The 11,601-nt window shown below is 69.7% G+C and carries 9 protein-coding genes; 4 read left to right on the top strand and 5 right to left on the bottom strand.

Going from position 1 to position 11,601, the window contains the following annotated elements; all coding sequences use genetic code 11:
- The 3 genes from JNL41_RS20240 to JNL41_RS20250 all read right to left on the bottom strand — a co-directional run.
- Positions 1-720 (bottom strand): NAD(P)H-hydrate epimerase (locus JNL41_RS20240; RefSeq protein WP_293477983.1); only part of this gene is annotated, 720 nt, incomplete at its 3' end.
- Between the two features lie 57 nt (positions 721-777).
- Entirely contained in the window at positions 778-1,347 is a 570-nt protein-coding gene (locus JNL41_RS20245; protein WP_293477984.1) for a histidine phosphatase family protein, read from the bottom strand.
- Positions 1,347-2,888 carry an acetyl-CoA acetyltransferase gene (locus JNL41_RS20250; protein ID WP_293477985.1) on the bottom strand — a complete coding sequence of 514 codons (1,542 nt, stop codon included), beginning with the start codon at positions 2,886-2,888 and terminating at the stop codon, positions 1,347-1,349. Before JNL41_RS20250 ends, JNL41_RS20245 begins: the two co-directional genes overlap by 1 nt.
- A gap of 240 nt (positions 2,889-3,128) precedes the next feature.
- On the opposite strand from JNL41_RS20250, the gene JNL41_RS20255 reads away from it, so the two are divergent.
- Entirely contained in the window at positions 3,129-3,467 is a 339-nt protein-coding gene (locus JNL41_RS20255; protein ID WP_293477986.1) for a P-II family nitrogen regulator, read from the top strand.
- Between the two features lie 37 nt (positions 3,468-3,504).
- Entirely contained in the window at positions 3,505-4,914 is a 1,410-nt protein-coding gene (glnA, locus tag JNL41_RS20260; protein ID WP_293477987.1) for a type I glutamate--ammonia ligase, read from the top strand.
- Between the two features lie 68 nt (positions 4,915-4,982).
- Here the strand turns inward: glnA and JNL41_RS20265 are convergent, their stop codons facing one another.
- Positions 4,983-6,197: a glycosyltransferase gene (locus tag JNL41_RS20265; protein WP_293477988.1), complete on the bottom strand. Its 1,215-nt coding sequence runs from the start codon at positions 6,195-6,197 to the stop codon at positions 4,983-4,985.
- Positions 6,198-6,393: 196 nt separating this feature from the next.
- Here JNL41_RS20265 and JNL41_RS20270 point away from each other — a divergent pair, with 196 nt between their 5' ends.
- Positions 6,394-8,325, top strand: a complete 1,932-nt coding sequence (locus JNL41_RS20270; protein WP_293477989.1) for a peptidase M61 — start codon at positions 6,394-6,396, stop codon at positions 8,323-8,325.
- 4 nt (positions 8,326-8,329) lie between these two features.
- Here the strand turns inward: JNL41_RS20270 and JNL41_RS20275 are convergent, their stop codons facing one another.
- On the bottom strand, positions 8,330-9,238 hold the full coding sequence (locus JNL41_RS20275; protein WP_293477990.1) for an alpha/beta hydrolase: 909 nt from the start codon (positions 9,236-9,238) through the stop codon (positions 8,330-8,332).
- Positions 9,239-9,329: 91 nt separating this feature from the next.
- Here JNL41_RS20275 and parE point away from each other — a divergent pair, with 91 nt between their 5' ends.
- Entirely contained in the window at positions 9,330-11,384 is a 2,055-nt protein-coding gene (parE, locus tag JNL41_RS20280) for a DNA topoisomerase IV subunit B (protein WP_293477991.1), read from the top strand.
- Positions 11,385-11,601: the final 217 nt, after the last annotated feature.

The raw sequence follows: 11,601 nt of genomic DNA on the forward strand, positions 1-11,601 counted from the left end.
GGCGTCACCGGAGATGACGATCAGGCGGCCGCGGGCATGCTTGTGCGACGACGCCGTCGGCCAGGGGAAGCCCGGCAGCCACGCCTCGGGCCCGTTCTCGATGAGCTGCGACGGCGTCTCGCCCAGGCCGATGTCGGCGACGACGACCTCGCCGCAGAGGCTGCGGCCGGGCTCCAGTACGAGGCCGGGCTTGCGGGCGTGGAAGGTGACGGTGAGGCCGGCGCAGAAGGCGGGACCTACGGGCGGGCCGCCGTCGCCGGGGACGCCGCTCGGGACGTCCACGGCCACCACCGTCTCCGGGCGGTCGGCCAGCGCCGCCGCGGTTTGCGCAGCCGCGCCGTCGAGGGGCCGCGAGAGTCCCGCGCCGAACAGGGCGTCGATGACGAGCCCGGCCGCGGGCCGGCCGCCCATCGGCTTCGTCTCGCCGCTCCAGCGCGCGCTCATGGCCCGGGCATCGACGGTGACGGGCTCGGAGAGGGCGCGGACCTCCACGGGCCAGCCGCGCTCGCGCAGCAGGCGCGCGACCACGTACCCGTCGCCGCCGTTGTTGCCGGGGCCGCAGAGCACCTGGGTCGGCTGGACCGGGAAGCGGTCCATCACCGCGTCCGCCACCGCCGCGCCGGCGCGCTCCATCAGCGTCAGGCTGGGCGTGCCCGCCGCGATCGCGGCCCGGTCGGCGGCGCCCATCTCGGCGACGGTGAGGATCGGGCGGGCGGGCAACGCGGACTCCTTGGACCAGAGGTCCCGTGTTTCACCGCCGGCGGGCCGGTTCAAGTCCTAGAGGACCTGCGTCTGGGCCTCCGCGCCCTTCTCGACCAGCCGCACCGCTGTTCCGTCGGTCTCCAGGATGGTGATCGAGGTGTGGTCGGGACGGAAGGCCAGCACCTGGTCGACGCCCAGGAGGCGCGAGACGGCGGCGTTGATGGCGACGTAGTGCGAGAAGACGGCCGTGTGACCGCGCTTCGCCAGCGAGGCGATGATGTCGGTGCGCCAGGCGTCGTAGTCCATGTCGCCTTCGATCCGCTGCCACGTGCCCTCGAAGGCCTTGCGCAGCCAGGCGGGCCGCGCCTCGGCGCTCAGCCCGGACGGCGTGGCGATCTCGCCGACGATCGGGTCGACCTCGATCTGGACGCCCAGGGCCTCGGCCGTCGGCTCGGCGGTCTCGCGGCAGCGGCGCAGCGGCGAGCTCACCACGAGGCGCGGGCGCTCGTCCCCGGGCCGGCCCAGCAGCCAGTCGCGGGCCGCCCTCGCCTGCGCTTGCCCGGTCTCGTCCAGGCCGGGATCGTCGTCGTGGCCGCCCCAGGTGGACGAGGGCTTGCCGTGGCGGATGAGATAGAGGCGGACCATCAGGCGGGCTCGAAGATGTTGAGGCCGCCGACCTGGTTGACGGTCCCCTTGCGGCCGATCTGCTCGGACGCCTCCAGGCTCGCCAGGGTCGCAGGATCGTTCGGCGTGTTGGCGGCGAAGCGGCGGCCGTCCGCGTCGCGGCCGATGACAATGCCCATGAAGGGTCCCTCGCGCTTGTGGACGACGGTGTAGGTCTCGATCGTGCCGGTCCCCTGCGGCGTCTCGATGACGTCCGGATGCGGCAGGGCGTCGATCTCGCGCTGCAGGACGGCGGGGTCCTGGCGGTCGAACGGCGCCTTGGGCGGCGTCGTGGAGTAGATGCCGGTCGACTGCTTGGTGAGATACCAGCCGTTGGCGGTGACGAGGCCATAGGACCCCGGCGCGTCGCGCAGGCGCTGCACCATCGTCGCCGCCGAGTGCATGGCGTAGTTGTTCCCGGGTCCGCCCGCGTAGGGCAATCCGCCGGTCACCGTGAAGCCGCGCGGATCGTCGAGCGACAGGCCCAGTTCCTCCGCGCCCACCTCTACCGCCGACGGGAAGCAGGAGTAGAGATCGAGGTGCTTGAGGTCGGCCGGGCCGATGCCGGCCATCTCGAACGCGCGCTTGCCGGTCAGGCGCATGGCCGGGCTGGAGTGGAAGTCCTGGCGCTCGAGCACATGCCAGATGTCGTGCGCGTCGGCGCAGCCGTGGAGATAGACCCACCTGCCCTCCGGAACGCCCAACTCGCGCGCCTTGGCCACGCTGGCCATCAGGACGCCGGCCGACTGGTCGACCTCCATGATGGCGTTCAGGAACTTGGGGTACGGAAAGCCGATCATCCGGTTGCGGTCGCTGACCGTCGTCAGCTCCTCGGCGGACCGGTGCAGGGGAAACCAGGCGTGCGGGTTCCCGGCGGCCACCTCGGTGAAGCGTTCGAACAGGGCGCCGATGCGCGCCGCGTGGTCGGCCAGCGAGCGGCCGTCGCGGGCCCTGAGCGCGTTCTCGAAGACGGGGTAGATGTTGATCGGCCGGTCGAGGCCGTGGCGAGCCTCATAGGCGCTGACGCCCGGCCGCGTGTCGCCGAGGACCGGCGGGGCGTCCAGCGACAGGTCCTCCACCGCATCCCAGTCCTCGAAGCCGAGACCCTTGGCCATGCGCTTCGAGACCGTGCCCAGCACCTCGCAGCCGATCGCGAGTCCCAGGTCGGTCTCGCCCTCCGCGATCCTCTGCGCCAGGACGTTGATCATGTACTGGGAGCTGTTGCCGCCCATCGCCGACAGGGCCGCCCAGCGGGGCTTCGCCTGGAGCATCACACCCAGTTGGGCTGCCGCATTGCTGGAGAACGGCGCGCCGCGGCTGCGCGAGGCGCCCGGCTGTGCGATCGCCGAGGGCGCCACCACGATGCTGTCGATGACCGCCAGGCCCGCGGCGCCGATTCCGGCGTCAGCCGCGGCCCGTTCCGCCGCAATCTTCAGCAGAGTGCTCGGCGACGGCGAGGAGGCCGGATCGCCCCGGTAGGTGAATTGGCCCGCTCCGATGAGAACCGGGGTCCGTTCGTCCATGCCAGTCCCACTCCCGACGGCGTTTCACGGCGATCCTAGGGGCCGGACCCGCTCCCACAAGGCGATTTCCGGCATGGTCGTTTTTTGATCTGATGGCGCCTTGTTTTTGGGCGCCTGTTCAGTTTCGCAAGCGGCCCCAACGGCAAGCAACCAGACGCTGCTTGTGGACGCCGCCCGGCGTGTGCTGGGTCGCCCGCGAACGGCGGCTCCCAACACCGCCCGGAGTGCAATGTCGAGCGCATGAAAAAGATCGAAGCCATCATCAAGCCCTTCAAGCTCGACGAGGTGAAGGAGGCCCTGCAGGAGTTGGGCGTCCAGGGCATGACCGTCATCGAGGCCAAGGGCTACGGCCGCCAGAAGGGGCAGACCGAACTCTACCGCGGGGCCGAGTACGTCGTGGACTTCCTGCCCAAGATCAAGATCGAGGTCGTGATCGCCGACGATCAACTCGACAGGGCGCTCGAAGCCATCTCGGCCGCGGCCCGCACGGGCCGGATCGGCGACGGCAAGATCTTCGTCTCCGAGGTGCTGGACGTCGTGCGCATCCGCACGGGCGAGACCGGCTCCATCGCCATCTGACTTCGAACATCGAGACTATCGAAAGGGGATAACGAACATGGCTTCCGCCAAGGACATCCAGGCTCTCATCACGGAAAAGGACGTCAAATACGTCGACGTCCGCTTCACCGACGTGCGCGGGAAGATGCAGCACGTGACCTTCGACATCGACCTGGTCGACGAGGAATTCCTCACCGACGGGACCATGTTCGACGGCTCGTCGATCGCCGGCTGGAAGGCCATCAACGAAAGCGACATGAAGCTGCGCCCCGACCTGGACACGGCGATCATCGACCCGTTCTACCAGCAGACGACGCTCGCGCTGTTCTGCGACATCGTGAACCCCGACACGAACACGCCCTACAACCGCGACCCGCGCTCGATCGCCAAGGCCGCCCTGACCTACGTGAAGTCCGCCGGGATCGGCGACACCGTCTACTTCGGCCCCGAGGCCGAGTTCTTCGTCTTCGACGACGTCCGCTGGGACACCGCACCGCACAACACCTTCTACGCCTACGACTCCACCGAGCTGCCGGTCAGCTCGGGCAAGGCCTATCCGGAAGGCAACATGGGCCACCGCCCGGGCCCGAAGGGCGGCTACTTCCCGGTGAACCCGATCGACTCGGGCCAGGACCTGCGCGGCGAGATGCTGGCGGTCATGGGCGAACTCGGCATGAAGCCCGAGAAGCACCACCACGAGGTGGCGCCCGCGCAGCACGAGCTGGGCCTGAAGTTCGACACCATGATCACCATGGCCGACCGCCTGCAGCTCTATAAGTACGTGATCCACAACGTGGCCCACGCCTACGGCAAGACGGCGACCTTCATGGCCAAGCCGATGTTCGCCGACAACGGCTCTGGCATGCACGTCCACCAGTCGATCTGGAGCAACGGCAAGCCGCTGTTCGCGGGCGACAAGTACGCCGGCCTCAGCGACATGTGCCTCTGGTACATCGGCGGCATCATCAAGCACGCCAAGGCGATCAACGCGTTCTCGAACTCGACGACGAACTCCTACAAGCGCCTGGTGCCCGGCTACGAAGCCCCGGTGAAGCTGGCCTACTCGGCGCGCAACCGCTCGGCGTCGATCCGCATCCCGCACGTCGACAGCCCGAAGGGCAAGCGCATCGAGGCCCGCTTCCCGGACCCGATGGGCAACCCGTACCTCACCTTCACGGCGCTGCTCATGGCCGGCCTCGACGGCATCGAGAACAAGATCGATCCGGGCGCTCCGGCCGACAAGAACCTCTACGACCTGCCGCCGCGCGAGCAGAAGAAGATCCCGGAAGTGTGCGGCTCGCTGCGCGAAGCCCTTGAGGCGCTCGACAAGGACCGGGCGTTCCTGAAGAAGGGCGGCGTCTTCGACGACGACTTCATCGACGCCTATATCGAGCTGAAGATGGAGGAAGTCATGCGCCTCCAGCTCCACCCCCACCCGGTGGAATTCGACATGTACTTCAAGTGCTAGACGCCTGAACCTCAGGTGACGGAGGGCCGCGGCGCGATCCGCGGCCCTTTTCGTTGGAGGCGCTCGCGTCAGTCGCCACGCAGCCGCGCGGACAGGAAGCCGTTCAGCGCCTCCGCCGTCCTGTCCGGGTCGTGCGCCGCCGCCACGGCCTGGCGCAGCCGCCCGGCGCGCCGGCGCGCCGCGGCCATGTCCGCACGGTTCCGCAGCAGCAGCCTCACCAGGCCCTGCGTGTCGGGCGCGACGTCGCCGATTGTTGCTTCGCGACCGAGGATGCCCCGGAACGCAAGCGGCGAGCCGACCAGCGGGACCTCGCACGCGATCGCTTCCAATACCTTCAGCCGCACGCCGCCGCCCTGGAAGTAAGGGGCCGCGACCTGGTCGACCGCGGCGTAGAAGTCACGCACGTCGGGAATGGCGCCCGTCACCTCCACCCCCAGCCGCTCGAGCCTTCGGCGGATGCTTGCGCCGACGCCGGGGCCCGTGACGCGCATGGACATTCCCGACTCGCGCAGAGCGGGGGCGATGTCGGCGGCAAACGTCTCCAGGGCATGCTCGTTCGGCGCCCATGACCATACGCCGAGCATGCCCACGTCGGCGCGCTGCGCATCACCTCGCGCGGCCGGGGGCTGCCGAGCCAGCGCAGGGGGCGCGACCAGCACGCGCGCGTCCGGCGCCTCGCTCACGATCGTCCGGCCATCCTCGGCGCAGATCGCGATGACGCCTTGAGCGCCCGCCCACGCGGCGCGCTCGACGCCCTCCAGCAACCTGGCTTCGCGCCGCACGAAGGGCCGGGCCATCGGCGGCGCGGCGGCCTGGAAGTCCCGCCAGAGCGCCGCCTCGACATTGTGGGCGTCGATGATCCTCACGGCGCGAGGAAAGGCGTCGAGGTAGCCGGCCATGGCCAGGTTCGCCACGACGATGGCCGGCGATGCGCTCTCGCCGTCCGCCCGGAGCGTGCGGAACAGCCGGCGGTTGTCGAACTTGCCGAGGCTGTAGGGCCGGTTGCGGACGATCGCGGTCGCGATCGCCTGCGCAAGCCGGACGGGCTGGCGCCGGATACGAACCGCGGCGCGCTCGGCGATCACCCGACACCCCATGAGCCTGTGCGACGATGCCGTGCCGTCCTCGATGAACCCCGCCACCGTCACATCGAAGCTCCGCACGAGCGCCTCGATGAGTTGCCGGGAGCGGATCTTGTGACCGGCGTCGTCGGCGAACGGCAATTCCTGTGTGAGGTAGAGCAGCCGTGGCCGGGCTTCGCCGAACTCCGTGGCCGTAGTCACCTGCGCCTTGCCCCCCAACGCCCGACCGCGACGCTAGGCCCGCCGCGCTCCGCGGGCAAACGAGGTTGTCGCCGGCCCGTCTTCAGGGCCTCGCCGTGCCGGCGCGGCCGGGGATGCGCCCGGCGGTAGTTGAGCCGCCCCACCGACCGGCTCTAGAACGGTCGCAACTCACACCCGTCCTTCGAGGCCTGTCTCCTTGATATCCGCGTTCCTCGCCGCCGCGCTGTTCGCCGCGGCCCCGCCAGCCCTCGCCCAGCCGTCCGAGGGGCCGCAGCCCTATCCGATGCCCGCGCCCATCGTCGCGCCGCGCGACGTCGCCTACCCCGGCACGCTGAAGGTCACCGTCGACGCCACCGACCTCGAGCGTCGCATCTTCCGGGTCCGCGAGACGATCCCGCTGGCCGGCGCCGGGCCGGTCACGCTGCTGTATCCGCAGTGGGTTCCCGGCGGGCATTCGCCGCGCAACGCGCTCTACAACATGGCCGGGCTCACCGTCCGCGCGAACGGTCAGGTGATCCCCTGGACGCGCGACCCGGTTCAGGTTTTCGCCTTCCACGTCACACCGCCGGCCGGCGTGACCGAGCTGGAGATCGAGTTCCAGCACCTCTCGCCCACCGCCACCGAGCAGGGCCGGGTCGTCATGACGCCCGAGATGCTGAACGCCCAGTGGCTGAACCTGGCGATGTACCCCGCCGGCTACTTCACGCGGCGCATCCCGATCGAGGCGACGATCCGCCTGCCCGTCGGCTGGGGCTACGGCACCGCGCTGGAGACTGCGTCCAACGTCGACAACACCGTCCGTTTCAAGACCGTCGACTTCGACACCCTGATGGACTCGCCGATGTTCGCCGGCCGTTACTTCAGGCGCTGGGATCTCGACACCTCGGGCAAGTCGCCGGTGCGCCTGAACGTCGTCGCCGACCGCGCCGACCTGCTCGCCGCCACGCCCGAGCAGATCGAGCAGCACCGCGAACTCATCCGCCAGGCCGACAGGCTGTACGGCGCGCGGCACTACGACCACTACGACTTCCTGCTGGCCCTCACCGACCGCATGGGCGGCATCGGGCTGGAGCACCACCGCTCGTCGGAGAACGGCGTCAATGCCGAGTACTTCACCGACTGGGAGAACGGCGCGCCGAACCGCAACCTGCTGCCGCACGAATACAATCATAGCTGGAACGGCAAGTACCGGCGGCCGGCCGACCTCTGGACGCCCAACTTCAACACCGCGATGCGCGACAGCCTGCTGTGGGTCTACGAGGGCCAGGACCAGTACTGGGGCTACGTCCTGGGCGCGCGGTCCGGGCTGGTGACGAAGGAGCAGACGCTGGACGCGCTGGCCATGACCGCGGCCACCTACTCCACCGGCCGCCCGGGCCGGCAGTGGCGCTCGGTGGAGGACACCACCAACGACCCGATCATCGCCAGCCGACGCCCCCTCCCCTGGACGAGCTGGCAGCGCAGCGAGGACTACTACTCCGAAGGGCAGCTCGTCTGGCTCGACGTGGACACGCTGATCCGCGAGCGGACGAACGGGAGGAAGTCGCTGGACGACTTCGCGCGCGCCTTCTTCGGAGTGAACGACGGGGCGTGGAAGCAGCCGCTCACCTACACCTTCGACGATGTCGCCAAGGCGCTGAACGCGGTGACGCCCTACGACTGGGCCGACTTCCTGACCAGGCGCTTCAGGACCGTGGCGCCGGCCTACCCGCTGGATGGCATCGCCCGCGGCGGCTACCAGCTCGTCTTCACCGAGACGCCGACCAAGTACTGGAAGGACAATGAAGCCTACCGCAAGCAGGTGGACCTCACCTACGCCATCGGCCTGGTGCTGAACCGCGAGGGGACCGTCACGGGTGTCCTCTGGGACGGTCCGGCCTTCAAGGCGGGCCTGTCGGTCAGCGACAAGATCATCGCCGTCAACGGCATCGCCTACGACGCCGATCGGCTGAAGGACGCCATCACGGCGGCGAAGGACGGCCAGGAGCCGATCCGCCTCATCGTCAAGGACGGCGACCACTTCCGCATCGTCGACATCGACTACAAGGGCGGCCTCCGCTACCCGCGCCTGCAACGCCTCGCGGGCAAGCCGGACCTGCTGGGCGAAATCTACAGGCCGCTGAAGTGACCGATCAGGCGAACCGCTCGTCCATCCACGCGCCGGCGACCTTGATGGCGCGGCGGGCGGCGTTCAGGACGGCGCCGTAGGCCTGGAAGACGTGGATCATCTCGGGCCACACCTCGAGGCGCACCTCGACGCGCGCGTGGGCCAGCACGTCGGCGAGCGTAACGCTGTCGGAGAGCAGCGCCTCCTCCGAGCCGGTCTGGATCAGCACCGGGGCTACGCCCTCGAAGTCGCCGAAGATGGGCGACGCCAGCGGGTCGTTCGGGTCGAGGCCGCCCAGGTAGGCCAGCGCCATCTGGTCGAGGCCGGGCTTGGTGATGACCGGATCGACGTCGGCCTTGGCGCGGTAGCTGGCGCCGGACTGCGTGAGGTCGGCCCACGGGCTGATGGACACGTAGCTCGACGGCTGCGGCATGCCCTGCGCCTTCAGCGAGAGCGCGAGCGCCATGGCGAGCCCACCGCCGGCGGAGTCGCCCGCGACCGCGATCTGGCCCGGATCGGTCCCGGCGTCCAGCAGGGCGCGGTAGACGGCGGTCGCGTCCTCGACGGCGCCGGGGAAGCGGGCTTCGGGGCCGAGACGGTAGTCGGGGACGAGCGCGATCGCCCTCGCAGCCTCGGCGATGCGGGCTGCCATCGGGCGATGGCTGCGCGGGCTGCCGATCGTGTAGCCGCCGCCATGAAGATAGAGCAGGCGCCGGCCGTCCAGCGCCCCCTGCGGCGCGACACGCTCGCCCTTCACGCCGCCCAGGGTCAGCGGCTCGTGGAAGCAGCCGTTCGGCAGCGCGCTCGCCTCGCCGACCGCGTCCATGGCGACCCGCCGCTCTGCGAACGTGGGCGGAGGCGCGGACGGATCGGGCGCCCGCGCGGCCAGCAAGGCCCGCACGCCCGCGATCTGAGGATCCTTCCAGGTGGTCACGCGCTCTTGCCCCCGCGACTCGCCGCATTGCCTTCCTGAGGTTCGCGATTCATACCGGAGCCCCTCAGAATCGCACCACCTTTCACGCTCCATGTCCAAGTCCTCCGCCCAGCCTCTTTCCGACCTCTTCGGCGACGACGCGCTGAACCCCGTACCCGCCGGTCCGCTGACCGAGAGCCATGAGCCACGGGCCGACGCGGCGGTGACCAAGGGCGGCGGCTACTCGGCCAAGGACATCGAGGTCCTCGAGGGCCTGGAGCCGGTGCGCAAGCGGCCCGGCATGTACATCGGGGGCACGGACGAGCGGGCGCTGCACCATCTGTTCGCCGAGGTGCTGGACAACGCCATGGACGAGGCCGTCGCCGGCCACGCCAAGGCGATCACCGTCAACCTCGACGCCGACGGGACGCTCACCGTCATCGACGACGGCCGCGGCATTCCCGTCGACCCGCACCCGAAGCATCCGGGCAAGTCGGCGCTCGAAGTCATCATGACCGTCCTGCACTCGGGGGGGAAGTTCTCGGGCAAGGCCTACGAAACCTCCGGCGGCCTGCACGGCGTCGGCGTCTCGGTGGTCAATGCCCTGTCGGAACGCGTCGAGGTGACCGTCTGGAAGGACGGCTTCGAATGGCGCCAGGCGTTCACCCGCGGCAAGCCGATCGGCCCGATCGAGAAGCTGGGGCCGACTCGCAGGAAGGGCACGGCGATCGCCTTCACGCCCGATCCGGTGATCTTCGGCGAGAACGTGAACTTCAAGCCGGCGCGGCTCTACCGGATGGCGCGGTCGAAGGCCTACCTGTTCGGCGGCGTCGAGATCCGCTGGAAATGCGACCCGAGCCGCATCCACGACCAGACCCCGGCCGAGGCGACGTTCCGCTTCCCCAACGGCCTGGCCGACTTCCTGGCCGAGCGGATCAAGGACCTGGAGACCACGACGCCCGAGCCCTTCAGCGGCCGCTACGAGCGCCCGGGCGAAACGGGCAAGGTGGAGTGGGCGGTGGCCTGGACCCCGGCCGGCTTCGGCGAGGCCGACGGCTTCATGCAGTCCTACTGCAACACGGTGCCGACGCCCGAGGGCGGCACGCACGAGAGCGGGCTGCGGGCCGCGCTGACCCGGGGCCTGAAGCAGTACGCTGAGATGGTGGGCGAGAAGCGCGGCGGCCTGATCACCGCCGACGACGTCGTCGCCCAGGCCGGCGCGCTGGTGAGCGTCTTCATCCGCGACCCGGAATTCCAGGGCCAGACCAAGGAGAAGCTCTCCTCGTCAGAGGCCCAGCGGCTGGTCGAGAAGGCCATCGCCGACCCCTTCGACCACTGGCTGACCGCCCAGCCGAAGGCCGCCAGCGCGCTGCTCCAGTTCGTCGTGGAGCGCGCCGAGGAGCGCCTGAAGCGCCGCAAGGAGAAGGAGGTCGCGCGGGCTTCGGCGACACGCAAGCTGCGCCTTCCCGGCAAGCTCGCCGACTGCGCAGGGTCGTCCACCGAAGGCACGGAGCTGTTCCTGGTCGAGGGCGACTCGGCCGGCGGTTCGGCCAAGCAGGCGCGTGACCGCAAGACCCAGGCGATCCTGCCGCTCAGGGGCAAGATCCTGAACGTGGCCTCGGCCTCGATCGACAAGTTCGGCGGCAACAAGGAGCTGTCCGACCTCCTGCTGGCGCTCGGCGCCCAGGCGGGGTCGAAGTTCAAGGAGGAAGACCTCCGCTACGACCGCATCGTCATCATGACCGACGCCGACGTCGACGGCGCCCACATCGCGAGCCTGCTGATCACCTTCTTCTGGCGCACCATGCCCGACCTGATCCGCACGGGCCGGCTCTATCTCGCGCTGCCGCCCCTCTACCGCCTGAGCCATGGCGGCAAGGCGGTCTATGCGCGGGACAACGCCCACCGCGACGAGCTGCTGGCCACCGTGTTCAAGGGCAAGAAGCCCGAGACCAGCCGGTTCAAGGGCCTGGGCGAGATGATGCCCGGCCAGCTCAAGGAAACGACGATGGATCCGAAGACCCGCACGCTGGCGCGGGTCACCCTCCCCCGCGCCGAGGACACGGTGGAGGACCTGGTGGAGCGGCTGATGGGCCGAAAGCCCGAGGCGCGTTTCCAGTTCATCCAGGAAAACGCCGAGTTCGCCGCCGCCGACCTGGACATCTGAGCACGAGGCGTCTTCCGGCGGGTCATCCTGCGGCGCATGAACCCGCAAGCCGGACCGTGCGTTGACACGAGGGCGACGAAACGTATGTTCCGCGCGCGCGGCGATCTCCGTCCGCGCCGCCGCGCTGCGCCTTGCCCGATCCCGGGAGCGCTCCGCTTCTTAAGTACCGAATGACCGAATTTTCCGAACTTGGGCTTTCGCCCGCGACCCTCGCCGC

The organism is Phenylobacterium sp. (assembly GCF_016793285.1).
GTDB lineage: Bacteria > Pseudomonadota > Alphaproteobacteria > Caulobacterales > Caulobacteraceae > Phenylobacterium.

Bases quoted from the DNA above. Each gene is read 5' to 3' on its own strand.
- JNL41_RS20245 (WP_293477984.1), bottom strand. From the start codon at position 1,347: ATGGTCCGCCTCTATCTCATCCGCCACGGCAAGCCCTCGTCCACCTGG.
- JNL41_RS20250 (WP_293477985.1), bottom strand. From the start codon at position 2,888: ATGGACGAACGGACCCCGGTTCTCATCGGAGCGGGCCAATTCACCTAC.
- JNL41_RS20255 (WP_293477986.1), top strand. From the start codon at position 3,129: ATGAAAAAGATCGAAGCCATCATCAAGCCCTTCAAGCTCGACGAGGTG.
- glnA (WP_293477987.1), top strand. From the start codon at position 3,505: ATGGCTTCCGCCAAGGACATCCAGGCTCTCATCACGGAAAAGGACGTC.
- parE (WP_293477991.1), top strand. From the start codon at position 9,330: ATGTCCAAGTCCTCCGCCCAGCCTCTTTCCGACCTCTTCGGCGACGAC.